Raw genomic sequence first — 24,435 nt, 5'->3', positions numbered from 1 at the left:
TGTACGCGGTGCGGAGCCCGGGGGCTACTTGGTGATCTCGCCCGTCGGTGTCGTGCGTTCGAGGACCGAGCGCATCGCCGTAGCCGCCTCCTTCGCCTCCTGCTCCGTCATGATCAGCGGCGGGGACAGGACCAGGCTGTGGGCCGAGTCGCGGACGATGACGCCCGTCTCCTTGCGGATCACGTCGTGCGGCATGCGGGCCGGGTTCAGCGGGAGAGGGGTGCGGGTCTCGCGGTCGGCCACCAACTCGACCGCCAGCATCATGCCCACCGAGCGGATCTCTCCCACGATCGGCAAGTCGCCCAGTTCATCGGCGAGTTGGGTGTGTAGGTGTTCGCCCATCGTGATCGCTCGGGGCAGGAGGTTCTCCCGTTCGATGATGTCCAGGTTCGCGAGGGCCACCGCCGCCGCCACCGGGTGGCCGTTGTACGTGTAGCCCATCGGGAAGCCGTGGTCCTGGAGCAGCGCCTCCGTCACCTCGTCGGAGACGAGCAGGGCACCGAGCGGGGTGTAGCCCGACGTGATGCCCTTCGCCGTGGTGATGATGTCCGGCTTCACGTTGAAGTGCTGGGCCGCGAACCATTCGCCCACGCGGCCGTACGCCGTCACCACCTCGTCGAAGATGAGGAGGATGCCGTGGCGGTCGAGGACCTCGCGCACGCGCGGCCAGTAGTCCGCCGGCGGGACCAGCATGCCGCCCACGCCCATGATGGGTTCGCCGATCATCGCCGCGATGTTGGAGGCCCCGATCTCCGCGATGCGGCCCTCCAGCTCGGCGATCAGGAAGTCCGTGGGGTCGGCGTTGCCGTAGAGCTCCGTGCGGTACGGCCACGGCGGCGTCAGGTGGCTGACGTGCGGCATCATCGGGGCGAAGCCCTCGTGGTAGACCGGGAACCCGGTGGCCGAGCCGCCTCCGTAGCCGATGCCGTGGTACGCCTTGTCGCGGGCCAGGATCCAGGTGCGGGAGCCCTCGCCCCTGCGGTGGTGGTAGTAGCGGGCCATCTTGATGGCCGCCTCGTTGCCCTCGGAGCCGCCCGACGTGAAGTAGACGTGGTTGAGGTTGTCGGGGGCCAGCGTGGTGAGGCGTTCGGCCAGCTGGATCGCCTTGTCGTTCGAGAACTCCCAGAAGCTCGTGAAGTATTCGAGCTGCTGCATCTGCGCATGCGCCACGTCCGCGATCTCCTTGCGGCCGTGGCCGACCTGGGCGAGCCAGAGCCCGCCTGTCGCGTCGAGGTAGCTGCGGCCCTCCGCGTCGGTGAGGCGGCAGCCCTTGCCCTCCGTCATCACCACACGTTCCTCGGCGGTACCGGGGAGGTAAGGGTGGATGATGTGCGCCCGGTCCGTGGCGGCGAGCTGCTGTGCGGGGGTGAGGGTCATGGTGTTCGTCCCTTCAGGAGAGGGTGGGGAGTTGTCCGGGCGGTCGTGGCCGGGCCCGGCTACGCGTACGTGATCCACGTCGTCTTCAGGCCCGTGTACTTGTCGAGCGAGTGGAGCGACAGGTCCCTGCCGTGGCCCGACTGCTTGAAGCCGCCGAACGGCGTCAGCGGGCTCAGCGCGTCGACCGTGTTCACCGAGACCGTCCCTGCGTGCAGGGCGTCCGAGACGCGGTGGGCGCGGGCCAGGTCCCTCGTCCACAGCGAGGCCGCCAGGCCGTACGGGGAGTCGTTGGCGGTGCGTATCGCCTCCTCCTCGGCGGTGAAGGCGTGGACCGTCAGGACCGGGCCGAAGAGTTCCTCGCGGGCCAGGGGCGCATCGGGGTGCAGACCGGTGACGATCGTGGGGGTGAGGTAGGCGCCGTCGCGCGTGCCGCCCGTGATCACCTTGCCGTCCGATGCCTCGACCGCCGCGAGGACCCGGGTCGCCTGGGCCTCGTCGACCAGCGGGCCGAGGTTCGTGCCGGGGTCCAGGGGGTCGCCCGGCACGAAGCGTGCCGCGTGCTCCGCGACGCGGGCCGTGAAGTCGTCGGCGATCGAACTCTCCACCAGGAGGCGGGTGTTGGCCGAGCAGACCTGGCCCGCGTTGTACGCGAATCCCCAGGCCGCGCGCTCTGCCGCCGCGTCCAGGTCCGCATCCGCGAAGACCACGTTCGGGCTCTTGCCGCCCGCCTCCGGCCAGACCTGCTTCATGTTCGACTCGGCGGAGTAGGAGAGGAAGAGGCGGGCGACCTCCGTCGAGCCCGTGAAGACCAGGGTGTCGACGTCCTTGTGCAGGCCGAGCGCCCTGCCCGCGGTGCCGCCCATGCCGGGGACGACGTTCAGTACGCCGTCGGGCAGGCCCGCCTCCGCTGCCAGTTCGGCCAGGCGCAGGGCCGACAGCGGGGACTGCTCCGCCGGCTTGAGTACGACGCTGTTGCCCGCCGCGAGGGCCGGCGCCAGCTTCCAGCTCGCCAGGTCCAGCGGGAAGTTCCACGGGACCACGGCGCCCACCACGCCCAGCGGGGTGCGGCGGACCGTCGCCAGGTGACCCGGGGGCGTCGGCGCGATCTCGTCGTACAGCTTGTCCGCGGCCTCCGCGTACCAGGCGAAGACACCGGCCGCGCCGGGCACGTCCGTGCCGTACGACTCCGCGATCGGCTTGCCCATGTCGAGGGTGTCGAGGAGGGCCAGCTCCTCGGCGTTGGCGGTGATCAGGTCGGCGAGCCTGAGCAGGACGCGCTTGCGTGCCGCCGGGTCGGTGCGGGACCAGCGGCCGTCGTCGAAGGAGGCGCGGGCCGCGCGGACCGCCGCGTCGATCTCGGGCGCTTCGCCGCGCGTGACGTGTGCGGTGACCTTGCCGGTGGCCGGGTTGGTGGTGGGGAAGGTGGCTCGGGTGTGCGACTCGGTCCATGTGCCGTTGATGAACGCCCTTGTACGTGGCGTCAGTTCGGCTGCTCGGCGCTGCCAGTCTGCGTAGGTGTTCATGCGGCGGCTCCCCTCTATTTCTTTGAGATCGGATTCAAACAATGGGGCGCCAGGCCGTCAATGCCCTGGACGCAAGGAACTTGATTTATTTGAACCGAGTAACAGAGAATTAACCCATGGGGAACAAGCCTGGGAGACCGAAGAACCAGACGGCGCGCCGCGAGGCCCTCGTCGACGCGGCGGGGCGCGCCATCGCCGAGCGGGGCCTGGAGGGGCTGCGCATCAAGGACATCGCTGCCGAGGCGGGGATGTCGGCGGGGTCTGTTCTGTACTACTACCCGGAGATGGGCGAGCTGGTCCTGGAGGTGCACCGGGGCGCCGTGGAGCGCTATCTCGCCGCCCGGCAGGGGGCCGTGGACGGGGCGACCGGGGCCGCCGCACGGCTGCGGGCTCTCGTGGGGAGCGGGCTGCCGGGCGGCTCGGGGGACGCCGTGCACGGACTGCTCTTCGAGCTGCACCGGCGCGCAGACCGCAGCTCAGGGCACGCGACCCTGATGGCGTCGCTCTTCGCACGCGAGGCCGCCCTGTACGCGACCGTGCTCGAAGTCGGCGCGGCAGTCGGCGAGTTCACGCTCACGGAGCCCGTCGCCGACCTCGCGCGCAACCTCGTCGCGCTGGAGGACGGCTACGGGCTGCACATCGTCAGCCGCAACGCCGAGCTGACGCCGGACGTCGCCCGGCGCCTGCTCCTCGGCTACGCGCGGACGGTCACCGGCTGCCCGGAGCTGTGAGCCGGGCCCTCTCGCCGTCGTCGCCCGCGAGGGCCACCGCGGTGAGGGCCATGCCGAGCGCGCCGTCGAGGACCGCCCGGTCCGCGTCCGGGGTGACGCACGCCGCCGCGAACTCCTTCTGATGGTTGACCGCGGGCAGCGAGTTGATGCCCAGGTAGGGGTGGATGGCGGGCAGGACGCGGGAGACGTTGCCCATGTCCGTGGAGGCGCGGTTCATCCGGGCCGCCGGGGATCCGGAGCTGTCGAACGTACGCCCAAGGGACTCGGCCGCCCGGCGGTAGACGGCCAGCATCGCGGCGTCGTTGCGGAACTCCGAGTACGGGCGGGACTCCGGCTCGATCTCCAGGTCGCAGGCCGAGGCGAGCGCGCCGGCCTCGAAGCACCTCTCGACGCGCGGCTGGAGCGCGGACAGCTCCTCAAGGCTGCCCGCGCGCACGTACCAGCGGCCCTCGGTCAGCTCCGGGATCGCGTTCGGGGCCTCCCCGCCGCGCGTCACCATGCCGTGCACACGCGTCGTGGAGGGGAGCTGCTGGCGCAGGAGGCCGATGGCGACCTGGGCGACCGTGAACGCGTCCGCCGCGTTGCGGCCCTGCTCCGGGTAGGCCGCCGCGTGCGCCGCCTTGCCGTGGAAGCGGACCTTGAGGTGCGCGACCGCGTACGGGGCGGCCTCGGCGACGTCCGCGGGACCGGGGTGCACCATCATCGCCGCGTGCACCCCGTCGAAGGCGCCGCGCTCCAGCATGAGGATCTTGCCGCCGCCGCCCTCCTCGGCCGGGGTGCCGAAGACGGTGACCTTGAGTCCCAACTCGTCCGCCACCGGCGCCAGTCCGGCCGCGGCGCCCACCGCCGCCGCCGCGATGACGTTGTGCCCGCAGGCGTGGCCGAGGCCGGGCAGTGCGTCGTACTCGGCGCAGATCGCGAGGTGGAGCGGGCCGCTGCCGACGGTGGCGGTGAAGGCGGTGGGCAGGCCCGCGGTGCCGGTCACGACGTCGTAGCCGAGGTCGTCGAGGGCGTACGCGGTCCAGCGCGCCGCCTTCTCCTCCTCCCACGCCACCTCGGGGTTCGCGTGGATGCGGTGGCTCAGGGCGAGGAGTTCGGGCGCCGCCTTCGCGACCGCCTCGCGCACGGGCCTCACTCGTCCCCCGGCACGCCGTAGTTCGGCGCCGCGTCCGGGGCAAGGGCCCGCTGCACGTACGCCTCCTCCTGCGGCTCCCACAGTTTCCACAGGTGCGCGAGCTCGGCGATCGGGTCGCCCTCGGTCCAGTCGACGCGCAGGTCCGTCACCGGCCACTGCTGTACGTCGACGACGAGGAGTCCGGCCGAGTGGACGGGTCCCGCCTCGCCGCCCGCCGCCGCGCCCGCCGTGAGGGCGTCGACGAGGCGGCGGGCGAGCGGAGCCTCGGGGTCCGCGCCCGTGAACGCGTCGAGTACCGCCCGGGGGACGCCGGGGCCCGACAGGAGGTTCCCCGCGGCCACGGCATCGGGGCCGACCGCCTCCGCGTACGTGCCGAGGGTGCGCGCGCCCGAGAAGACCGCGCCGGGACCGGACGCGCCGACAGCGGTCAACTGCCGCCACTCGGCGTGAGGTTGGGCCGCCACTTCATGGACGGCCGTCTCTGCGGGCACCCCGGATTCCAGGAGGTCGAGCAGGCGGGTGCCGAGGCGCGGGTCGGTGACGTTCTGCGAGCAGACCGCGCCCACTCCGGGCCGTACGTGCGCGCAGCGCGCGGCGACGGCCGGCGAGGACGAGGTGACGGCCACCCCGAACCGGCCCGTGCGCGGGCACCGCGCGGCGATCGAGAACGTCATCGGCGCTCCTTCGGGATGACGGCCGTCGCGTCGATCTCGACGAGCCATTCCGGGCGGGCGAGCGCCGACACGACCAGGCCCGTGGAGACGTAGTGGACACCCTTGAGCCGGCGGCCCATGACGCGGTAGACGGGCTCGCGGAAGCGGATGTCCGTCAGATAGACGGTGACCTTGACGATGTCCTCCAGGCGGCTGCCGGACTCCTCCAGGAGCATCGCGATGTTCGCCATGGCCTTCTCGGCCTGGGCGGCCACGTCCCCGACGCCGACGTTCTCGCGGGTGTCGAGATCCTGGCCGATCTGGCCGCGCAGATAGACGGTGCCGTCGGCGACGACCGCCTGCGCGAGGTCGTTGGACAGGTCCTGCTCGGGGTACGTGTCCGCCGTGTTGAAGGGGCGGATGCGCCGGTGGGTCGTCACTTGGCCTTCCTCCCGAGGGTGCCCAGCACGTTGTCGCTGAGGCCGGCCGCGTCCTTCACCAGGTCGAGCGGGCCCTCCCAGTCGAAGTTGCGGTACACCGCGCCGAGGTGCGCGAACGGCGGGGACTGCGCGAAGAGCTGGAACGTCAGGCGGTGGCCCGCGTAGTCCGAGTTGAGCAGGTCGCGGGCGTATGCAAGGAGCTTGCGGCGGTCCTCGGCGACCCAGTGCTCGTTGATCGAGTAGAACTTGTCGAGCCACGGCTTGGTGTCCGGGTGATCGAAGGACGCCTTGTCGGGCGTGATGCAGATCTGGCCGCCGCACAGCTCGCGCGCGATGTGCATCATCTCGTGCAGCTGCGAGCAGGCCAGGACGCGGCCGGTGTACAGGAGCGACTGGTTCGGCATGAGGAGCCCGCCGGGGCTGGGCTCCGCCATCGCGATGGACGCGGTCAGGTGCGCGTTGATGCCCTCGCGGTAGCAGGCCAGCGTCGCGAGCTTCTCCTGCACGGCCTGCTGCTTCTCCAGGCCGGTCTGCTTCACGTTCCACAGCGCGGCACCGATCATCAGGTCCGCGAGCCGCAGATTGCGCTGCGTGAACGCGAACGCGCTGTAGCGGTGGAGCGTGGCGCGGATGAAGGTGGCGGCCTTGGTGTCCCGGTAGAAGAGGACGTTCTCCCAGGGGATCTCGACGTCGTCGAAGACGACCAGGGTGTCGACCTCGTCGAAGCGGCTGGAGACCGGGTAGTCGGCGGGTGGCTTCGTACCGGCGAAGCCCGTACGGCAGATGTACTTCAGGCCGGGCGAGCCCATGTCGGCGATGAACCCGAGGGCGTAGTCGGAGAGTTCGGAGTCGCCCCAGTTCGCGATGGTCGGCTTCGTGAACGCCTGGTTCGAGTAGGCGGCGGCCGTCTCGTACTTGGCGCCGCGCACGACGATGCCGCTGTCCGTCTCCCGCACCACATGCAGGAGCATGTCCGGGTCCTGGTCCTGGGGGCGCTTGGAGCGGTCGCCCTTCGGGTCGGTGTTCGCGGAGACGTGGAAGGGGTCGGCGTACAGTGCGTGGTCGATGTGCCGCTTGACGTTCTCCGCGTACGCGGGGTTGATCGCGTTGAGGACGTCCTGGCCGTCGATGAGCGACCAGACCTCACCGATCGTCTCGTCACCGACGCGGGTCACGACACCGCCGACATCGCTCAGCACGGCGTCCGTCGCGGCCCGCTTCGCGTCCCAGTCCTCGCGGGTGCGCGGCGGCTTCTGCTGGATCGCGTTGACCTCACCGGTCGTCTCGTCCTTGTACGTCATGGAGTCCCGGGTCTGCGGGTCGTGCGCCATGTCGTAGATCCGGGCGCGTATGTCGACCAGCGGCTTGAACGCGGGGTGCGTGGTCACGTCGGTGACCTTCTCGCCGTTCATCCATACGTCGCGGCCGTCGCGGATCGACTCGCGATACTGGTCTCCGGTGCGGATCATGCGCCGTGCTCCTTGAGGGAGTTGAGAGGGCTCGGGGTGGCATACGTACGGGCGTGGTGGACGAGGGGGTGCGCGCCGGACACCGCGGAGGCGACGACCGCGCCGAACAGGACCTGGTGGGTGCCCTGCGTCACGGAGTCGGCCAGCCGGCAGTCGAAGGCGGCGGCCGCGCCGCGCAGGACGGGGGCGCCGGTGGCGAGCACGTCCCACTCGGCGCTGTCGAAGTCGTACGGGCCGCTGCCGCGGGCCGGGCGGCCCGCGAACACGTCGGAGACGTGGGCCTGGCCGGCGGCGAGGACGCTCACGGCGATGACGCCGTTGCGCACGGCGGCCGCGGCGAGGGGGCTCCGCTCGTTCACACACACCAGCAGCGAGGGCGGGTCGGCGGAGACGGAGCACATGGCGGAGACGGTCTGGGCGAAGCGACCGGCCGGTCCTTCTGTGGAGACAACGGTCACGCCCGTCGCGGCGTTCCCCATCGCTGCCACGAAGTCCTGGCGGGAAGTGAGGAGTTGGTCCGGAGCAGTGGTCACGAGCGGCCTCCCTCGGAGCGAGTGGGCTGTGGTGGGACCACTATGGGAGCCGGGACCTGCATCCGTACAACAGATCTTTTAGCGCTACTGCATTGATTTTAGAGATGATCGGCCTGAGCTGGTCGTTCAGGCGCGCAGAGCCTCCCTGCAGGCCGTCGCGAACGCCTGCGCGCGGCCTGTCAGCCGGACCCCGCGCAGCTTCGCCAGGACGACGGGGAGCGCGGGCAGGGGGTCGGCGAGCGGCAGCGCGACGACGCTCGACCCGTCGTATGTGCGGTCGTGCGCGGGCCTCTGGTTGAGCAGCGACCAGCCGTATCCGGCGGCGACCAGGGCGCGCACGGTCTCGTAGCTGCGGGTGCGGTGGCTGATGCGCGGTTCGACGCCGGCCTTGGCCGCGACGGAGCAGAAGTAGTCGCGGCTCGCGGGCAGGTCGAGCAGGATCATCGGCTCGTCCGCGAGGTCGGCGAGACGGGCCCGGCCACCGCCCGCGAGCCGGTGCCCCTCGGGGACGAGGGCGTAGGGCGGGGCCATCGCGAGGACCTCGCACTCGATGTCGGCGTCGAGATCCATGTCGTAGAGCAGCGCCAGTTCACAGGCGCCCGTGCGCAGGCTCTCCTGCACGGCCGGGATGTCGCCCTCGACGACCTCGACGCGTACGGCGGGCTGGCGCTCGCCGAACTCCCGCAGCAGGCGGGGCAGATAGAACGGGGCGAGGGTCTGGAAGCAGCCCACGGCCAGCTCGCCGACGAGGTCGGCGCCCAGGCTCCTGGCCGACTCGGCGAGCTCGTCGGCGTGCGTGAGGAAGCCGCGCAGCTCGTGCAGGAACCGCTCCCCCGCGGCCGTCAGCTCCAACCCCTTCGCGTGCCGGCGGATCAGGAGCTGCACGCCGAGCTCGCGCTCCAGGTGGTGCACGGCGGTGGAGACCGCGGACTGCGAGACGTTGATGCGGTGCGCTGCGGCGGTCATGCTGCCGAGCTCGGCGGCGGCGAGGAAGTACCGCAGCTGCACGAGGGTGAAGTTCGCGTCCTTGGCCATGGCGGGATTGTGCCCCCGGCGCCCGCGAGCTGTCTGCATCTCGAAATCAGATGTAACTCCCGGGAAATCAATGTTTGACCGTTGGCCGAAACCGTGGCGAGACTCCCCCGACCAACGCCGCCCCGTACTCCCCCCGCCCCGCTCAGACAGGGAGTCCCACATGACAGACCCTTCCCCGTCCCCTTCTCCTGCTGCTTCCGCTTCTGCATCTCCCTCGGTGGAGCAGCACACCATCGACCACGTCCCCGAGAACGAGCGCCACGGCCGCGTCCGCGACCTGTTCACGATGTGGTTCGGCACGAACATCGCGCCGTTGCCGCTGGTCACCGGCGCCATGGGCGTCCAGGTGTTCCACCAGTCGTTCTGGTCCAGCGTCCTCGCGATCCTGGTCGGCCAGCTCGTCGGCGCCGTCTTCATGGCGCTGCACTCGGCGCAGGGCCCGCAGCTCGGCGTCCCGCAGATGATCCAGAGCCGGGCGCAGTTCGGCAGCGTGGGCGCCCTGCTGATCGTGGTCGTGGCGGCGGCGATGTACCTCGGCTTCTTCGCCTCGAACATCATCCTGGCCGGCAAGTCCCTGCACGGCCTCGCGCCCGCGGTGCCGGTCGACGCGGGCATCGTGCTCGGGGCGCTCGGCTCGGCCCTGATCTGCTGGGTCGGCTACCGCCTCATCCACACCCTCAACAAGATCGCGACGTGGGTGCTCGGTGCGGGCGTCCTGGTCGGCCTCGCCGTGGTGGTCGGGCGCGGCCTGCCCGACGGCTTCTTCTCAGCGGGCTCCTTCACGTTCGCGGGCTGGCTCGCGACGGTGTCCCTGAGCGCCTTGTGGCAGCTGGCCTTCGCCCCGTACGTCTCCGACTACTCGCGCTACCTGCCGCGCACCGTCCGTACGGCGTCGACCTTCTGGGCCACGTACTGGGGTTCGTGTCTCGGCTCGATGCTGCCGTTCCTCGCGGGCACGGTGATCGGCCTCGCGTCGCCCGGCACGGACGACACGGTGGCGGGCTTCGACAGCGCGGCGGGCGCCTTCGGCCCGGTCGTGCTGCTCCTGTTCCTCTTCTCGGTCATCAACCACAACGCGCTCAACCTCTACGGCGCGGTGCTGTCGCTGATCACCATCTGCCAGACGTTCCGCCCCTCGTGGACCCCGCGCCAGAGGGCACGCGGCGTCGTCTCCGCGGTGGTCCTCGTGGCCGCGCTGATCATCGCGACGGCCCTGTCCAGCGACTTCGTCTCCAGCTTCGTGAACCTCGTACTGGTCCTGCTCGTCGTCCTCGTCCCCTGGACGGCGATCAACCTGATCGACTTCTACCTCGTCCACCGCGGGCGCTACGCACTCGGCGACCTCTTCGCTCCCGACGGCGGACGCTACGGCCGCTTCAACCCGGTGGCCCTGACGTCGTACGCGATCGGCATCGCGGTCCAACTCCCCTTCGTCGCCACGTCGCTGTACACGGGCCCGCTGGTAGCACCCCTCGGCGGCGCGGACCTGTCGTGGCTCGTGGGACTGGTGGTGACGGCGCCGGTGTACTACGTGTGGGCGCGGAGGGTGGCGGTGCGGCGCGGGAGCGATGTGAGGGAGGCGGGGACCGGGACCGAGGCGGGGACGATGACGCCGATGCCAAGCAGCGCGCGGAGCTCCGACGGCTCTGGGAGTCCCTGAGCCCAGAGGCCAGGGCGCAGTTGTGGGCCGAACACAAGGACGACCTGACCGCAACTGGTATCTGGCGGTGGGCAGCGCGACGACGAACACGACCGGAGCCGTGACCGTCACCCCGGGCGCGGACGGAAAGCCCAAGGTGTCGCTCGACTACCAGGTCAACGTCTGGGACCGGTACAACTGGGACCCCGGAAAGTCCACCGAGATCGGCCCGACCGAAGTGACTGACGCGGACATGGCGCGCCTCCACACGACGGGTCTGGCCAGGGAGTTCGACATGCGAGGCAGCGGTTCGGTGCAGCACTACGACCTGGGGTCGGGTCCCGCGAAGCTTCCTGACCCTGCAGATCCCGGGCGGGACGGGACCCGTACCGACCTCGGACGCAATGGTGATGCACGATGAAGGTGCGGCCCTTCTCGATGCTTGCCGTGCGAGGCGTGACCGGCGGCGCGCTGTGTCTCTCGGCATGCGTCGTGCTCACTGCCTGCTCGGGCGGCACCGCACGCGATGCAGACGCACGTACGCAAGTCCCCCACTGGAAGCCGGGCGTGACCGCTGCCGACGTCGGCGACCAGATGCACGTGCGGATCCCCGCTGAGGCGACGGACCGGCATGCCGCCTACCAGAACGGGTTCCAGGACGACGGGCTTCTTCTGGCCTTTACGGTGCCCACCGCGCGCGTGGGCGCGTTCCTGAGCGGGCTCGCGCCCGAGCAGGAGCTCACCCACCGCGCCAAGCCCCTCGCGCAGACGGTGAAACCCACGACGCCGTTCGCGCACCTCGGGCTCAAGGAGCCGGAGACGCTTGCGGACGTGCGCAGCGGGCCGGTGTGCGCGCCCTGCGCCGGGGAGTTGAACTCCCTAGAGGTGGCCGTGCATCCGGTCGATGCGCAGCACAGCCGGGTCTATCTGCGCGGGGTCGACTGAGGGGGCCTGATCCACCGACCGGTGGACACCGGGTGGTGGTGGCGATGGACGAGGGGCTGCTGGAGAGGCGGTGACCGGCGTTGCCCCAGTGGCTGCAGGCCGTGGTGACTGGACAGGCGGCGAGTGGGGCCCCGCCCTACGATGGTTCTGAGTTCTTCCTGTGAGTTCTTCCTCATATGGTCGGAGTCAGCTCATGACGCACTCGAGCCGAGGATTGCGCAGGGGGGCTGTGACCGCCGTAGCCGTGGGAACGCTCGCGGTGCCGATAGCGGGTGGGTCCGCGTTCGCCACACCGGCCGCCGTATCCACCGGCTCCAGCTCCGCCTCCCTCGTCCGTGCCACCGACCCGCCCTCCCCTTCCGATTCCGGGTCGACAGCTCCGGGGCAGGTCCAGAAGCTCACTCCCGCTGTGGAGAAAGAGCTCGACGCCGCCGTGCAGAAGGTCATGCGTGAGGCGAACGTGCCGGGTGTCACCTTCGGTGTGTGGACGCCGGACAAGGGCGAGTACGTGAAGTCCTTCGGCGTCGCCGACAAGAGCACCGGCCAGAAGATGTCGCCCAACCTGCACATGCGTATCGGCAGCGAGACCAAGACGTTCACCGTCACGTCGATCCTGAAGCTGGTCGACGAGAAGAAGGTCGGCCTGGACGACCCGATCGGCAAGTACATCGACGGCGTCCCCAACGGGGACAAGATCACCATCCGTCAGCTCGCCGAGATGCGCAGCGGACTCTTCAACTACTCGGAGGACGAAGACTTCTACAAGGCGCTGACGTCCGATCCGAACCGGCCGTTCACTCCGCAGCAGCTCCTCGACTACTCGTTCAAGCACCCGGTGCTGTTCGCGCCGGGCGAGAAGTTCTACTACTGCAACACCAACCTCATCCTGCTCGGCCTCGTGGTCGAGAAGGAGAGCGGCCGGCCGCTCAACGAGTACATCAGGGACAACATCCTCACGCCCGCCGGCATGAAGCAGACGCTGTTCCCGACCGGCAACGAGTTCCCGGAGCCGCACTCGCAGGGCTACACGAACCAGACCGCGAGCGGGAAGACCAAGGACTCGGCGGACTGGAACCCGTCCTGGGGCTGGGCGGCAGGCGCGATGATCTCCACCCTCAACGACCTGCGGATCTGGGCACCCACGGTCGCCACGGGCAAGTTCCCCGACGGCAACACGATGATCAGCCCCGCCACGCAGAAGCAGCGCCTCATCACCCCGAAGACCACGATCCCGGGCGCGGGCTACGGCCTCGGCATCTTCAACGTCCAGGGCTGGATAGGCCACAACGGCTCCCTGCCGGGCTACGAGTCCCTGACGATCTACCTGCCGTCGGCCAAGGCGACCCTCGTGGTGGTCCTGAACACGGACGTCAACCACGACAACTCGGAGCCGAGCACCCTCGTCGGCCAGGCGATCACAAAGATCATCTCCCCGTCCAACATCTTCAACCTCCCGGCACAGCCGGCGGCGCAGTGACGAACTCCGGCACGGGGCCCAGGCCATGAAAATGCCCCTGAGCCGCGCCATATGCGCAGCTCAGGGGCATGATCATGTCCTCTACTTCTTCTTGCCCTGGTTCTTGACCGCCTCGATCGCCGCCGCGGCCGCGTCCGGGTCCAGGTAGGTGCCGCCCGGGGTCAGGGGCTTGAAGTCCGCGTCGAGTTCGTAGGACAGCGGGATGCCCGTCGGGATGTTCAGGCCCGCGATGTCGGCGTCGGAGATGCCGTCGAGGTGCTTGACCAGCGCGCGCAGGCTGTTGCCGTGGGCCGCGACCAGGACCGTCTTGCCGTCCAGGAGGTCCGGGACGATGGCGTCGAACCAGTAGGGGAGCATGCGGACGACGACGTCCTTGAGGCACTCCGTCTGCGGGCGCAGCTCCGGCGGGAGGGTCGCGTAGCGCGCGTCGTTGAACTGGGAGTACTCCGCGTCGCGGGCCAGCGGCGGCGGCGGGGTGTCGTACGAGCGGCGCCAGAGCATGAACTGCTCCTCGCCGAACTCGGCCAGCGTCTGTGCCTTGTCCTTGCCCTGGAGCGCACCGTAGTGCCGCTCGTTCAGGCGCCACGAGCGGTGGACGGGGATCCAGTGGCGGTCCGCGGCCTCCAGCGACAGCTGGGCCGTCCGGATCGCGCGCTTCTGGAGCGAGGTGTGGACGACATCGGGGAGCAGGCCTGCGTCCTTGAGCAGCTCACCGCCGCGGACTGCCTCCTTCTCGCCCTTCTCGTTGAGATTGACGTCCACCCAACCGGTGAACAGGTTCTTCGCGTTCCATTCACTCTCGCCGTGGCGGAGGAGGATCAGCTTGTACGGTGCGTCGGCCATGGCTCCGAGCCTAATCCACGCCTCCGGCGCCCTGCGCGCCCGGCCACGGGCCGGACGGTACGGGTCCGACGGTACGGGAGCGGGTCCCGCCGACGATTGACGGCCGCCGTCAATTGAGTGGCTCCCCCGGCCTCCTCCCCCGTAAGTTTCGTACACCAGCTGCGCCGCTTACCAGCACTCCCAGGGGGGAACCGTCCCGATGTCCGTCACCGCTCTCAGACGGGCCGCACACGAGAGTGTGTCCGGTCTGCCGCGCCAGTTCTGGTGGCTGTGGACCAGCACCCTGATCAACCGCCTGGGCGGCTTCGTCCTCACATTCATGGCGCTGTACCTGACCACCGAGCGCCACTTCTCCGCGTCGTTCGCGGGTCTCGTCGCCGCGCTCGTCGGGCTCGGCGGAATGATCGCGTCGGTGCTCGGCGGGGTGCTCGCGGACCGGATCGGGAGGCGGCCCACCCTCCTCGCGGCGCAGCTCGCGACCGCCGTGACCGTCGCCGTCCTCGCCTTCGTGCGCGACCCCGTCGGGATCGCGGTGACCGGCTTCCTGCTCGGCGTCGCCTCGAACGCGTCGCGGCCCGCCGTGCAGGCGATGATGGCCGACCTCGTCGCGCCGAAGGACCGCGTGCGGGCGTTCTCCCTCAACTACTGGGCCATCAACCTCGGCTTCGCCGTCTCGTCCGTCTACGCCGGTTTCCTCGTCGCCGCCAGCTACACCGCCGGCTTCCTCCTCGAGGCCGCGATGACGCTGGCCTGCGCGGTCCTGGTGTTCGTGAAGGTGCCCGAGTCGCGGCCCGAGCGCGCCGAGCCGAAGCCCGACGCGGCGCCCGTCGCCGACGTGACGATGCTGACCGTCCTGCGCGACGGCCGGTACATGCTGATGGTCGGCCTCTCGTTCCTCATCTCCGTCGTCTTCACGCAGTCCTCGTCCGGGCTGCCCATCGTCATGGGGCAGGCAGGGCTGAGCAGTTCGGACGTCGGGCTCGTCGCCGCCGTCAACGGCATCGTGATCGTGGCGCTGCAGATCCCGCTCACCCGCTTCATCGAGAAGCGCGACGCGGGCCGGCTCCTGACGGTCTCCTCGCTCCTCATCGGCTACGGCTTCGCGCTCACCGCGTTCGCCGGGTCGATGGCCGCGTACGCCCTGATCGTCGTCGTGTGGACCCTCGGCGAGATGGTCAACGCCCCCACGCAGTCCGGCCTGGTGGCGCGGCTCGCCCCGACCCACGGGCGCGGCCGCTACCAGGGCATGTACTCGATGTCGTGGTCCGTGGCGGCCCTGGTCGCCCCGCTCGCGTCGGGCGTGACGATCGACCGGTTCGGCGCGGAGTGGCTGTGGGCGGGCTGCGCGGCGATCGGGACGGTCGCGGCGGCCGGGTACTGGATCCTGATGCGGGGGCTGCCCACGGAGGAACACCCCGTCGCACCCGTCCCCAGCCCCGAGAAGACCGTGACCGAGCCCGAGCTCACCGCCTGACACTCACCGCCCGACGCTCACCGCCCGACCGACGACCGCTGCGCGTCGTACAGGTTCCGCGGCCGGACCGTGTCCGACACCCCGTCGCCGTACAGCTCGAGCCGCGCATGCAGGTCGCCGGTGAAGTCCGGGACATCGATCTGGTCGAACTCGCGGACGGTGTTGACGGCGACGGTCGCGCTGTACGGCGCGAGTCCGTCGATGCGCATCAGCCCGGCGCGCTGATTCGTGACGCGGATGTTCCAGTGCGTGAAGCGCGCGCCGAAGAGTGGTCCCGCCGACGCGTCGCCGCCGTGCCGGCCGTCGTTGTTCACCGTGATGTCGGTGCGTACGTTCGCGAAGGGCATGCCGCGGTGCGAGTCGAACGTGCCCATCTCCATCTCGCCGCGCGACCACACGTTGTACGACGACAGGCCCTCGACGTTGATGCCGTGCAGCTGCGTGCCGGCGGGGGCGGGGACGGTGCGCTGCTCGATCGTGAACGACTCGACGAGGTTGTCGTGGGAGCCCTCGCGGCAGAAGTACGGGTGGTGCGAGCCGCGGCCCGCGACGCGGGTGCGGCGCAGAGTGCAGGCGGACGCGGCGACCAGGCCGAAGCCGTTGTCGACGTGGCGGACGGTGACGTCGTCGGCCCAGCAGTCGTACGCGCACTGGAACGCGACGCCGTTGTAGCCCTTGTCGAGGAGGTGCTGGGACTGCGGGGTCTCGACCGCTTCGAGGGTCAGCGCCTCGACGCCCGAGCCGGTCAGGGCGCCGGCGTGCGTGGTCAGCCGCGGGTCCCACTCCGGGCGTACGTCGAGGGGGAGCGGGCGTTCGAAGGTGACGCGGCGGCCGTGCACGGATTCGATCCGTACGGGCCATTCGTAGGGGACGTACGAGGTCAGCTTGGTCTTGTCGTCCCAGAAGTACGCCTCGGGGCCGGGGCCGCCGCCCGCCATGTGTTCGAGGAGGGTGTGCCCGGGGTCGTCGACGAGGCGCAGGAGGACCAGGTCGCCGCGCGAGAGGCGGGTCGCGTCGGCAACCGTCACCGACCAGGAGCCGCGGGTGGCCGGTTCGACCGCCGTCAGCGTGTCCCACTCGTCGCGCTTGTTGCCCGTCCAGCCCTCGAAGGGCCAGGCCTTCGCCCTGATCGCGTCGGTCAGGGTGCGGAAGCGGTCCTCGGGGCAGAGCCAGACCAGGCCGCCCGCCCAGGACCAGCTGGACTTGTCGCCGCCGTAGCGGGAGCCGTAGACGCCGATGAGTTCGGTGAGGCTGCGGGTCGCGTACAGCTTGGTGCGGGTGCTGCCCGCGCCGCGCAGGACGACGCCACAGTGGCCGATGCGGATGAGGTCGTCGATGCGGTACGTGCCCGGGGGAAGGTGGACCGTGCCCCCGCCGGCCCGTCCGGCGTCGGCGAGGGCACGGTTGATCGCGGGGGCGGCGTCGGCCGAGCCGTCGGGCCGGGCGCCGTAGTCGCGTACGACGTCGGCGACGACGCGGGGGCGGGCGAAGCCGTGCCGGCCCACGCGGTATCCGGCCCGGCCGACGTACGGGATCTGCGGGTGCGTATAGGGGGTGCGGGTGAACTCGCGCCAGATGGGCGGCACTTCACCGGGCCGGGCCGTGGCGGCCCGCGCGCCGGTTCCCGTCGCCGTCATGGCCGCCACCGCGATCGCGCTGCCCAACAACCCGCGTCTGCTGAGGTTCTCCACCGCCGCCACCCTCCACACGATTCCACACGTTCAACTATGTGAACGTTGTTCATGTCTGCGTCGGCCGCGAGCATGCCACGGCGACCCCCGCGACGGAAGGGGGCGTGCAGCAGTGAACGGGCGGGAGGGAAGGGCTACTTGGTGGGGCGCTGGGTCAGATTCGTGAACGCGTCGAGGTTACGCGTGGACTCCCCGCGCGACACCCGCCAGGCGTACTCGCGGCGGATCGCGCTGGCGAAACCGAGCTCGAGGAGCGTGTTGAACGCGCCGTCCGCGGCCTCCAGGACCGAGCCGAGGAGGCGGTCGACCTCGTCCGGGGTGACGGCCGCGAGGGGCAGCTTGCCCGTGAGGTAGACGTCGCCGAGCTGGTCGACCGCGTAACTCACGCCGTACAGACGGAGGTTGCGCTCCAGGAGCCAGCGGTGGACGCCCTGCTCGTTCTCGTCCGGGTGCCGGATCACGAACGCGTTCAGCGAGAGCGAGTGCTTGCCGACGAGCAGCGAGAGCGTCGTCGACAGCTTGCGCGTCCCGGGCAGCTTCACGACGTACGACGAGCCGGGCTCGGGGCTCTCCCACTCGAGCTCGGCCTCGGTGAGGACCTGCTCGATGACCGCCGCCGCGCCGGCCATGGTGCTGTCAGCCATGCAGCGAGGGTACGTGACGGGGGTGTCGGTGCTCGTAGGTGGCCGCCGTGTACACATCGGCCGTCGCGGAGGCCGCCGTGTCCCAGCCGAAGCCCTGCGCGTGCGCCGCCGCCGCGGCGCCCATGCTGTCCACAAGCTGTGGACGGTCGGCGAACTGGCCGAGCCTGCGCGCGTACACCGTCGGGTCGTGGCCCGGGACCAGGAAGCCGGTCGACTCGTCGCGCACGGCGACGGGCAGACCGCCGACCGCGGCCGCGATCACCGGCGTACCGGCCGCCTGCGCCTCTATGGCGACGAGCCCGAAGGACTCGTTGTACGACGGCATGACGAGGACGGATGCCGCGCGGAACCAGTCCGCGAGCTGGTCCTGCCCGACCGGCGGGCGGAAGCGGACGACGTCGGCGATGCCGAGCTTGGCGGCGAGCTTGTGCAGCCCCTCCGGCTTGGCCAGACCGCTGCCGCTGGGGCCGCCCACGACGGGCACGACGATCCGCGAGCGCAGCTCGGGCCGCTCGTCGAGGAGGACGGCGACGGCCCTGAGCAGGATGTCCGGCGCCTTCAGGGGCTGGATACGGCCCGCGAACAGCGGGATGAGGGCGTCCTGGGGCAGGCCGAGGCGGTGCCGGGCGGCGGCGCGGCCGTCGGCGGGGCAGAAGCGCTCCAGGTTCACGCCGGGGTGGACGACCGCGACCTTGCCGGCGTCGGCCTCGTAGTGGCGTACGAGCTCGTCGGCCTCCTCCGCGGTGTTCGCGATGAGGCGGTCGGCGGCGCGGACGACCTGGGTCTCACCGATGACGCGCGCGGCGGGCTCGGGGGTGTCGCCCTCGGCGAGCGCGGCGTTCTTGACCTTGGCCATGGTGTGCATGGCGTGCACCAGGGGGACGCCCCAGCGCTCGGCAGCCAGCCAGCCGACGTGACCGGAGAGCCAGTAGTGCGAGTGGACGAGGTCGTAGTAGCCCGGCCGGTGGCCCGCCCACGCCTGCATCACGCCGTGCGTGAAGGCGCACAGCTGGGCCGGCAGCTCCTCCTTGGCGAGGCCCTCGTACGGGCCCGCGTCCACGTGCCGGACCAGGACACCGGGCGACAGCTCGACCGCAGGGGGCAGCGCGCCGGTCGTGGCGCGCGTGAAGATCTCGACCTCGATGTTGATCGCGGCGAGGCGCTTGGCGAGCTCGACGATGTAGACGTTCATGCCGCCCGCGTCGCCGGTGCCCGGCTGGTGGAGCGGTGACGTGTGCACGCTCAGCATGGCGACCCGACGCGGTCTGCGGTGCGCGCCGGGGAACCTGAGCCGCTGGGACGAGGCCCCGGAACGGCGGAGCCTGGACACGTACTGGCTCACGTGGCGGTCCTCCTTGCTGCGGGCACGGCGTCGGGGGCCCGTGATCGCGGGCGCGGAGCCCGGGCACGAACCCTCCTTCAGCGGCTGCAACACCGGAGCTCTCCGCTCCATTTCCGTTTTGCCGAATCATTACCGTCGGGGACTCAACCCTGGGACCGCGGACCCGGGCGCATACCCTCGTAGCCATGAGCCCGCGCCCCCCGTCCCGCCCCGTGGGAACGGTCACACGCGGGACCACCAACCCCAATCGCCTGCGCCGCATGGACCGCTGGATCGCGGCCACGCACGGCCCCGCCCTGCGCCGCGCCGACCACCCCGTCGCCGTCGACCTCGGCTACGGCGCCGCGCCCTGGACCGCGGTAGAACTGCTCCAACGGCTGCGCACCGTGGCGCCGCGCACGCGCGTGGTGGGCATCGAGATCGAGCCCGCGCGGGTCGCCGCCGCCCTCCCCTACGAACGGGACGGCCTCACCTTCCGGCACGGCGGCTTCGAGGTGCCCCTCCCCCACGACCCGCTCCTGATCAGGGCCGCGAACGTGCTGCGCCAGTACGACGAGGACCAGGTCGCCGAGGTCTGGCGGCGGCTGACCGCGCGGCTCGCGCCCGGCGGGCTCCTGGTCGAGGGGACCTGCGACGAGATCGGCCGCCGCCACGTGTGGGTGGCGCTCGGGCCGGAGGGCCCGCGCACGGTCACCTTCGCGACGCGCCTCGGCTCCCTCGACCGCCCCTCCGACCTCGCCGAGCGCCTCCCCAAGGCGCTGATCCACCGCAATGTGCCGGGCGAGCCGGTCCACGCGTTCCTGCGCGACTTCGACCGCGCCTGGGCGGCGGCCGCCCCCTACGCCTCGTACGGGGCGCGGCAGCGCTGGATCCGGACGGCACGGGCGCTGAGCGCGGACTGGCCGGTGCTCGACCGGCCCGCGCGGTGGCGGCAGGGGGAAGTGACGGTCGCCTGGGGGGCGTTGGCGCCACGGGGCTGACGACGGACCACCCGGAGCCGGAGGGAACGATCTCGCAGGGCGGTACGTCAGACGATGCGGGAAGGGGCGTACGGGGCTGAGGGGGTGGGCCGGGAGCGGATGGGGAGTTGTTGCCCGGGTCTGTCACATTCGGCGCCGCCATGGCACCATCCCCAGGGCATCCGTAAGTTACTGACGGTAAATCAGTTCTGGTGAGTCTTCACTGCTTGGGGGCGGAGCGCGATGAGCAAGCGGACCACGACAGTCATGGCGGCCGTGGCACTGGTCAGCGCGCTGACCGTACTGACGGCGCCGGGCGCCGCGTACGCGAGTCCCGCGCGGCCCGCGCCGCCGTCAACAGCAGGCAGAGGCCCGGACCTCGAAGCGGTCCGCGCCAAGCTCGACGGGCTCTACCACGACGCGGCCGTCGCCACGGAGGCGTACAACGCGGCCGAGGAGAAGGCCCGGAAGCAGTCGGGACAGATCGTCCAGCTGGCCAAGGACATCGTCGCCGGCCAGAAGAAGCTCGACCGTCTGAAGTCCCGCGCGGGCGCCGCGGCCCGCCAGCAGTACCGCAACGGCGGGATGCCGCCGGAGGCGCAGCTGATGCTCTCGGACAACCCCTCCCGGTTCCTGGACGGCGCGGACCGGATGCGGCAGGGACAGCACGCCACCAAGGGACTCATGGGCGAGCTGACCCGGACGCAGGAGGACCTGCAGACGTACGCCCAGGACGCCACGCGGAACTGGAAGAAGCTCGAGGCCAACCGCAGGGAGAAGGCCCGGGCGCAGAAGAAGATCAAGAGCAGGATCGCGGAGGCCGAGAAGCTCGAGTCACAGCTCGAGAAGAAGGAGCGGGAGCGCCTGAAGGAGCTGGAGCAGCAGGCCGAGTACAAGCAGCAGACGGCCTGGCTCAGCTCGGGGGTCCTCAAGGACATCAAGGGCAGCGCGTCGGCGCGGGGCAAGAAGGCGGTCGCGTTCGCCACCGGCCAGCTCGGCAAGCCGTACGTGTGGGGCGCCGAGGGGCCCGGCTCGTACGACTGCTCGGGCCTGACCTCGCAGGCCTGGTCGGCGGCCGGGCGGCCGATCCCGCGGACCTCGCAGGAGCAGTGGAAGCAGCTCAAGCACATCGACATCAAGGACATGCGCCCCGGCGACCTGATCATTTACCACGACGACGCCAGCCACGTCGGGATGTACATAGGGGACGGCGCGATCGTGCACGCCCCCCGGCCCGGGCGGAACGTCACGGTCGCGGGCGCGGGCTCGATGACGATTCTCGGGGTCGTCCGCCCCGACGCGTAAAGGTCCGCGCAGGTCCGGCTGCCGTGAGCTGGGCCACGTGACCCACCGCACTCCGAGGCCTCCGGTTGCAGTGAAACGACGTGACCTTCGTCATCCCCTAAAGGGCCGAAGGGCCCTTTGGCGTGCCCAATTCCGTTAGCTGATGCGGCATATGACAGTGGCGGTTTGCCTCTCACCATTCCGTTGCCGGGCCGCCTACCGCTAAGGTCCACCGTCGGTGGTGCGACGATCCTTCGCTCCACCACGCCCTCGGGGGGAGGGAAGGAACCGAGCGATGCCCGTACCCGTACCGCGGCAGAGAGCGATCCCGGCCGTGGAAGGTGGTCAGGCTCCGACTGTGCCGACGCCGCCCGTCACGCTGCCCCGGCAGTCCACGACCTCCGGCGCCCAGAGCGGCGGAGGTGGCCCTCTGACGCTCCTCGTCATCGAGGACGACCCCACCGCCTCCCTCGGCGTGCCCGAACTGACCGACTCGGCGGGCAAGCCGATCCGCGTCCGTACCGCCCGCAACCTCACCGAGGCCGAGCGGCTCCTCACCGACGACGTCCACTGCATCCTGCTCGACCTCGCGCTGCCCGCGCCCGGCGCGGCCACGGACGCCGACGAGCTGGAGACACTCCGGCACGTCCTGCGCCTCGCGCCGCGGCACGCCGTCCTCGCCCTCACCGCGTCCGGCGACGCGGAGCGCGGCGCCGAGGCCGTGCGCGTCGGCGCCCAGGACTATCTGTTCCGCGACGAGCTGGACGGCCGCCTCCTCGGCCGCGCCGTCCGCTACGCCGTCGAGCGCAGGCGCGCCGACGTCGCCCAGCGCAAGCTCGCCGAGTCCCGGCTGCGCGCCCAGGAGAACGCCCGCCTGGAGCGCGGCCTGCTCCCGACGCCGCTCCTGGACGGCTCCCCGCTGCGCTTCGCGGCCCGCTACCGGCCCGGCCGCTCCCGCGCGCTGCTCGGCGGCGACTTCTACGACGCCGTCCGTACGCCCGACGGCACAGTGCACGCCATGATCGGCGACGTCTGCGGGCACGGCCCCGACGAGGCGGCGCTCGGCGTCGAACTGCGCATCGCCTGGCGGGCGTTGACGTTCGCCGGCCTGTGCGGCGACGAACTGCTCTCGACGCTCCAGCAGGTCCTCGAACACGAGCGGGCGGACGACGAGATCTTCGCGACGCTGTGCACGGTCGACATCTCCCCCGACGGCCGCCGCGCGGGCCTGTGCCTGGCCGGGCACCCGTCGCCGCTGATCTCCCGTCCGACGTACTCCCGGGTCCCCGGCTCCGCCCGCGTCCCCGGGACCCCGACCGCCGAGCTGCTCCCGTACGAGGACAACGGCCCGGCGCTCGGTCTACTGCCGCGCGCCCGCTGGCCGCGCCGCCAGGTGGAGCTCGGCCCGACGTGGAGCCTGATGCTCTACACGGACGGCCTGATCGAGGGGCGGGTCGGCGACGGCAAGCAGCGCCTCGGCCAGGACGGCATGGTGGACATGGTGCGCCGCAGGCTGGCGGAGGGGCTGCGCGGCGAGGAACTCATCGACGCGACGGTGAACGAGGCCCGCGACCTCAACGGCGGCGACCTCACGGACGACGTGGCCGTCGTCCTCCTGGACCGGGGGAACGAAAGCCCCTAGCCCCTGAACCGGGGCGCTGACCGCGCCCCGGGAGCCGGAGGGCTCAGCGCCCGCCGTTGTACGGCCCGTACGGACCGTCGCTGCTGGAGCCGCCGCCACGGCGGCCCCGACCGCCGCCCGACACCTGCTGGAGCGCGGGCCGCACGTCCACGAAGAAGACGATCGTCGCGACGAGCCCGGCGAGCTGGAGGAACAGCATCGGGATCAGGAGATTCACCGCGACCGCGATACCGAGGATGATCAGCCAGAACATCTTGTTCTGCTTGTCCGCCGCGCGGAACGCGTCCTCGCGCGAGAACGCAGCCATCACCAGAGCAACCACCGCGAGCACGAGCATGGCGGTGTAGAGCAGCCACATCAAGCCGCCGAAAGCCGACATCAGCACAACGCCCACCACCCGAGTCAGATCAGTCCTACGCGGTCACCGTACCCGGTGAACGGGCCGGACACTCGGTAAGTGCCCGGCCCGTCCCTCGGTACGCTCCGTACCGCTTTCCTTACCCCGCCGTGCCGCTACTTCGCGGAGGGCGTGCTCTTCTTCACGGTCGTCGCCTTCTTGGCCGGGGCCTTCTTCGGCGCCGCCGGCTTCGTGGCGGACGCGTCGGCCGGCTGGGGCTTCGCGGCGGCCCGCTCGTCGGCCACGGCGACGGGCTCCGCTTCCGGCTCGACGGCCTCAGCGACCTCGAGGATCTCGTCGGCCGCCTCACCTCGCCAGGCCCGCACGGTCTCCTCGCCGTGCTCGGCGACCTTCTCGTACGTCTCGCGGGCCTTGACGGCGTACTCGGCGGCGACGCCGACACCGCGCAGCGCGAGGTCCTGAGCGGTCTCGCCGATCTTCTTCAGGTCGGTGTCGAGGGTGCCGAGCACCTCGTTGACCTTGGCCTGGATGACCGCCTGGGCCTCCTTGGCGCGGCCGGCCGCCTTCTCCTGAACGTCCTTCGGGTCGGTGTTGCGCACGGCCTCGAACCGGGCCGGGGCCTCGGCACGCAGCTGCTCCACGATGCCGGGCACCTTCTTCGCCTGCTGGTAGGCGAGCTCGGCCGTACCGGCGGCGAAGTAGAGGGGGGTCGGGTTGCTGAGGGTCTTGCGCAGGTCGTCGGTGATGGCCATGGCGTGGTCCTCCCGGATCACATCGGCTTCAGCTTGAGGGTTCGGCACCGCTGTCCCCGGCCGTGCGGGGGCCGTCGGCGGGGTGTTCCTGACTGCTGTGCTGTGCCTCGGTCCCGTTTTCTTTTCTGAAGGACTCGTAGATCTGCAACAGCACTTGTTTCTGGCGTTCGTTGAGCGAGGAGTCGGCGAGGATGACGGCGCGCGTCTCCACCTCTTCCCGGTCCCGCTCCGCATCGAGGATCCCGGCCCGCACGTACAGCGTCTCCGCGGAGATCCGCAGGGCCTTGGCTACCTGCTGGAGAACCTCCGCGCTCGGCTTGCGAAGGCCGCGCTCGATCTGGCTCAGATACGGATTGGACACCCCGGCGGCATCGGCGAGCTGCCTGAGCGAGAGCTGCGCACTGCGGCGCTGCTCGCGCAGGTACTCACCGAGATTGCCGACGTTGAGCGATGCCATGCTCCGATAGTGCCTCGCCGGTGCTAACTATT

24 protein-coding genes are annotated in these 24,435 nt (G+C 70.9%); 9 read left to right on the top strand and 15 right to left on the bottom strand.

The annotated features are described in order from the left end of the window. Window positions 1-24: 24 nt before the first annotated feature. Entirely contained in the window at window positions 25-1,377 is a 1,353-nt protein-coding gene (locus CG723_RS24750) for an aminotransferase family protein (RefSeq protein WP_100595661.1), read from the bottom strand. A gap of 59 nt (window positions 1,378-1,436) precedes the next feature. Further along, complete coding sequence (locus CG723_RS24745) at window positions 1,437-2,900, bottom strand: aldehyde dehydrogenase (RefSeq protein WP_100595660.1); 1,464 nt, start codon at window positions 2,898-2,900, stop codon at window positions 1,437-1,439. A gap of 116 nt (window positions 2,901-3,016) precedes the next feature. Here CG723_RS24745 and CG723_RS24740 point away from each other — a divergent pair, with 116 nt between their 5' ends. Further along, complete coding sequence (locus tag CG723_RS24740) at window positions 3,017-3,631, top strand: TetR/AcrR family transcriptional regulator (RefSeq protein WP_100595659.1); 615 nt, start codon at window positions 3,017-3,019, stop codon at window positions 3,629-3,631. On the opposite strand, the gene CG723_RS24735 is transcribed toward CG723_RS24740, so the two are convergent. From CG723_RS24735 to CG723_RS24710, 6 genes are all read right to left on the bottom strand, one after another. Next, window positions 3,609-4,757: a M20 family metallopeptidase gene (locus CG723_RS24735; protein WP_234374501.1), complete on the bottom strand. Its 1,149-nt coding sequence runs from the start codon at window positions 4,755-4,757 to the stop codon at window positions 3,609-3,611. The genes CG723_RS24740 and CG723_RS24735 overlap by 23 nt on opposite strands. Window positions 4,758-4,762: 5 nt before the next feature. After that, window positions 4,763-5,440, bottom strand: a complete 678-nt coding sequence (locus tag CG723_RS24730) for a DUF1028 domain-containing protein (protein ID WP_100595657.1) — start codon at window positions 5,438-5,440, stop codon at window positions 4,763-4,765. Continuing rightward, window positions 5,437-5,859, bottom strand: a complete 423-nt coding sequence (locus CG723_RS24725; RefSeq protein ID WP_100595656.1) for a RidA family protein — start codon at window positions 5,857-5,859, stop codon at window positions 5,437-5,439. The genes CG723_RS24730 and CG723_RS24725 overlap by 4 nt, the downstream gene beginning before the upstream one ends. Then, window positions 5,856-7,328, bottom strand: coding sequence for a 4-hydroxyphenylacetate 3-hydroxylase family protein (locus CG723_RS24720; protein WP_100595655.1), 1,473 nt, complete (start codon window positions 7,326-7,328; stop codon window positions 5,856-5,858). The genes CG723_RS24725 and CG723_RS24720 overlap by 4 nt, the downstream gene beginning before the upstream one ends. After that, on the bottom strand, window positions 7,325-7,861 hold the full coding sequence (locus CG723_RS24715) for a flavin reductase family protein (RefSeq protein WP_100595654.1): 537 nt from the start codon (window positions 7,859-7,861) through the stop codon (window positions 7,325-7,327). The genes CG723_RS24720 and CG723_RS24715 overlap by 4 nt, the downstream gene beginning before the upstream one ends. 126 nt (window positions 7,862-7,987) lie before the next feature. After that, on the bottom strand, window positions 7,988-8,896 hold the full coding sequence (locus CG723_RS24710; RefSeq protein WP_100595653.1) for a LysR family transcriptional regulator: 909 nt from the start codon (window positions 8,894-8,896) through the stop codon (window positions 7,988-7,990). Between the two features lie 217 nt (window positions 8,897-9,113). On the opposite strand from CG723_RS24710, the gene CG723_RS24705 reads away from it, so the two are divergent. The 4 genes from CG723_RS24705 (at window position 9,114) to CG723_RS24690 (ending at window position 12,957) form a co-directional block, all read left to right on the top strand. Next, window positions 9,114-10,556, top strand: coding sequence for a purine-cytosine permease family protein (locus CG723_RS24705; RefSeq protein WP_234374500.1), 1,443 nt, complete (start codon window positions 9,114-9,116; stop codon window positions 10,554-10,556). Window positions 10,557-10,656: 100 nt separating this feature from the next. Further along, the gene (locus CG723_RS24700; protein ID WP_199841883.1) at window positions 10,657-10,956 is read left to right on the top strand and encodes a hypothetical protein; all 300 of its coding nucleotides are present in this window, start codon (window positions 10,657-10,659) and stop codon (window positions 10,954-10,956) included. Continuing rightward, the gene (locus tag CG723_RS24695) at window positions 10,953-11,480 is read left to right on the top strand and encodes a hypothetical protein (RefSeq protein ID WP_159032542.1); all 528 of its coding nucleotides are present in this window, start codon (window positions 10,953-10,955) and stop codon (window positions 11,478-11,480) included. Before CG723_RS24700 ends, CG723_RS24695 begins: the two co-directional genes overlap by 4 nt. A gap of 193 nt (window positions 11,481-11,673) precedes the next feature. Next, the gene (locus CG723_RS24690; RefSeq protein ID WP_100595650.1) at window positions 11,674-12,957 is read left to right on the top strand and encodes a serine hydrolase domain-containing protein; all 1,284 of its coding nucleotides are present in this window, start codon (window positions 11,674-11,676) and stop codon (window positions 12,955-12,957) included. An 81-nt stretch (window positions 12,958-13,038) separates the two neighbouring features. On the opposite strand, the gene CG723_RS24685 is transcribed toward CG723_RS24690, so the two are convergent. Beyond that, window positions 13,039-13,800, bottom strand: a complete 762-nt coding sequence (locus CG723_RS24685) for a phosphoglyceromutase (RefSeq protein ID WP_100595649.1) — start codon at window positions 13,798-13,800, stop codon at window positions 13,039-13,041. A gap of 199 nt (window positions 13,801-13,999) precedes the next feature. Between CG723_RS24685 and CG723_RS24680 the strand changes: the two genes are divergently transcribed. Beyond that, window positions 14,000-15,274 (top strand): MDR family MFS transporter, encoded by a 1,275-nt coding sequence (locus tag CG723_RS24680; RefSeq protein ID WP_100595648.1) that lies wholly within the window; start codon window positions 14,000-14,002, stop codon window positions 15,272-15,274. A gap of 17 nt (window positions 15,275-15,291) precedes the next feature. Here CG723_RS24680 and CG723_RS24675 read toward each other — a convergent pair whose 3' ends face one another. The 3 genes from CG723_RS24675 to mshA form a co-directional block, all read right to left on the bottom strand. Next, window positions 15,292-16,911: a glycosyl hydrolase family 28-related protein gene (locus CG723_RS24675; RefSeq protein ID WP_100595784.1), complete on the bottom strand. Its 1,620-nt coding sequence runs from the start codon at window positions 16,909-16,911 to the stop codon at window positions 15,292-15,294. Window positions 16,912-17,099: 188 nt separating this feature from the next. Beyond that, the gene (locus tag CG723_RS24670; protein ID WP_100595783.1) at window positions 17,100-17,594 is read right to left on the bottom strand and encodes a YbjN domain-containing protein; all 495 of its coding nucleotides are present in this window, start codon (window positions 17,592-17,594) and stop codon (window positions 17,100-17,102) included. A 7-nt stretch (window positions 17,595-17,601) separates the two neighbouring features. Continuing rightward, window positions 17,602-18,951 (bottom strand): D-inositol-3-phosphate glycosyltransferase, encoded by a 1,350-nt coding sequence (mshA, locus tag CG723_RS24665; RefSeq protein ID WP_199841882.1) that lies wholly within the window; start codon window positions 18,949-18,951, stop codon window positions 17,602-17,604. Between the two features lie 185 nt (window positions 18,952-19,136). Between mshA and CG723_RS24660 the strand changes: the two genes are divergently transcribed. From CG723_RS24660 to CG723_RS24650, 3 genes are all read left to right on the top strand, one after another. Next, entirely contained in the window at window positions 19,137-19,931 is a 795-nt protein-coding gene (locus tag CG723_RS24660) for a class I SAM-dependent methyltransferase (RefSeq protein WP_100595646.1), read from the top strand. Window positions 19,932-20,153: 222 nt separating this feature from the next. Continuing rightward, the gene (locus CG723_RS24655; RefSeq protein ID WP_100595645.1) at window positions 20,154-21,215 is read left to right on the top strand and encodes a C40 family peptidase; all 1,062 of its coding nucleotides are present in this window, start codon (window positions 20,154-20,156) and stop codon (window positions 21,213-21,215) included. A 274-nt stretch (window positions 21,216-21,489) separates the two neighbouring features. Beyond that, on the top strand, window positions 21,490-22,836 hold the full coding sequence (locus CG723_RS24650; RefSeq protein ID WP_100595644.1) for a PP2C family protein-serine/threonine phosphatase: 1,347 nt from the start codon (window positions 21,490-21,492) through the stop codon (window positions 22,834-22,836). Window positions 22,837-22,879: 43 nt separating this feature from the next. Here CG723_RS24650 and CG723_RS24645 read toward each other — a convergent pair whose 3' ends face one another. From CG723_RS24645 to CG723_RS24635, 3 genes are all read right to left on the bottom strand, one after another. Beyond that, a complete protein-coding gene (locus CG723_RS24645) occupies window positions 22,880-23,221 on the bottom strand; it encodes a DUF2516 family protein (protein WP_100595782.1) in 342 nt (113 codons plus the stop codon). Between the two features lie 128 nt (window positions 23,222-23,349). Further along, on the bottom strand, window positions 23,350-23,946 hold the full coding sequence (locus tag CG723_RS24640) for a hypothetical protein (protein WP_100595781.1): 597 nt from the start codon (window positions 23,944-23,946) through the stop codon (window positions 23,350-23,352). Window positions 23,947-23,974: 28 nt separating this feature from the next. Then, window positions 23,975-24,403, bottom strand: a complete 429-nt coding sequence (locus tag CG723_RS24635) for a helix-turn-helix domain-containing protein (protein ID WP_100595643.1) — start codon at window positions 24,401-24,403, stop codon at window positions 23,975-23,977. Between the last annotated feature and the right edge of the window lie 32 nt (window positions 24,404-24,435).

Source organism: Streptomyces sp. CB01635, assembly GCF_002803065.1.
Classification (GTDB): Bacteria; Actinomycetota; Actinomycetes; order Streptomycetales; family Streptomycetaceae; genus Streptomyces.
Note: the sequence above shows the minus strand (reverse complement) of the source record. Positions and strands in the feature narration are given on the sequence as shown.

Bases quoted from the DNA above. Each gene is read 5' to 3' on its own strand.
- CG723_RS24750 (WP_100595661.1), bottom strand. From the start codon at position 1,377: ATGACCCTCACCCCCGCACAGCAGCTCGCCGCCACGGACCGGGCGCAC.
- CG723_RS24675 (WP_100595784.1), bottom strand. From the start codon at position 16,911: ATGACGGCGACGGGAACCGGCGCGCGGGCCGCCACGGCCCGGCCCGGT.
- CG723_RS24670 (WP_100595783.1), bottom strand. From the start codon at position 17,594: ATGGCCGGCGCGGCGGCGGTCATCGAGCAGGTCCTCACCGAGGCCGAG.
- CG723_RS24685 (WP_100595649.1), bottom strand. From the start codon at position 13,800: ATGGCCGACGCACCGTACAAGCTGATCCTCCTCCGCCACGGCGAGAGT.
- CG723_RS24640 (WP_100595781.1), bottom strand. From the start codon at position 23,946: ATGGCCATCACCGACGACCTGCGCAAGACCCTCAGCAACCCGACCCCC.
- CG723_RS24660 (WP_100595646.1), top strand. From the start codon at position 19,137: ATGAGCCCGCGCCCCCCGTCCCGCCCCGTGGGAACGGTCACACGCGGG.
- CG723_RS24695 (WP_159032542.1), top strand. From the start codon at position 10,953: ATGAAGGTGCGGCCCTTCTCGATGCTTGCCGTGCGAGGCGTGACCGGC.
- CG723_RS24730 (WP_100595657.1), bottom strand. From the start codon at position 5,440: ATGACGTTCTCGATCGCCGCGCGGTGCCCGCGCACGGGCCGGTTCGGG.
- CG723_RS24745 (WP_100595660.1), bottom strand. From the start codon at position 2,900: ATGAACACCTACGCAGACTGGCAGCGCCGAGCAGCCGAACTGACGCCA.
- CG723_RS24650 (WP_100595644.1), top strand. From the start codon at position 21,490: ATGCCCGTACCCGTACCGCGGCAGAGAGCGATCCCGGCCGTGGAAGGT.
- CG723_RS24690 (WP_100595650.1), top strand. From the start codon at position 11,674: ATGACGCACTCGAGCCGAGGATTGCGCAGGGGGGCTGTGACCGCCGTA.
- CG723_RS24740 (WP_100595659.1), top strand. From the start codon at position 3,017: ATGGGGAACAAGCCTGGGAGACCGAAGAACCAGACGGCGCGCCGCGAG.
- CG723_RS24635 (WP_100595643.1), bottom strand. From the start codon at position 24,403: ATGGCATCGCTCAACGTCGGCAATCTCGGTGAGTACCTGCGCGAGCAG.
- CG723_RS24655 (WP_100595645.1), top strand. From the start codon at position 20,154: ATGAGCAAGCGGACCACGACAGTCATGGCGGCCGTGGCACTGGTCAGC.
- CG723_RS24710 (WP_100595653.1), bottom strand. From the start codon at position 8,896: ATGGCCAAGGACGCGAACTTCACCCTCGTGCAGCTGCGGTACTTCCTC.
- CG723_RS24680 (WP_100595648.1), top strand. From the start codon at position 14,000: ATGTCCGTCACCGCTCTCAGACGGGCCGCACACGAGAGTGTGTCCGGT.
- CG723_RS24720 (WP_100595655.1), bottom strand. From the start codon at position 7,328: ATGATCCGCACCGGAGACCAGTATCGCGAGTCGATCCGCGACGGCCGC.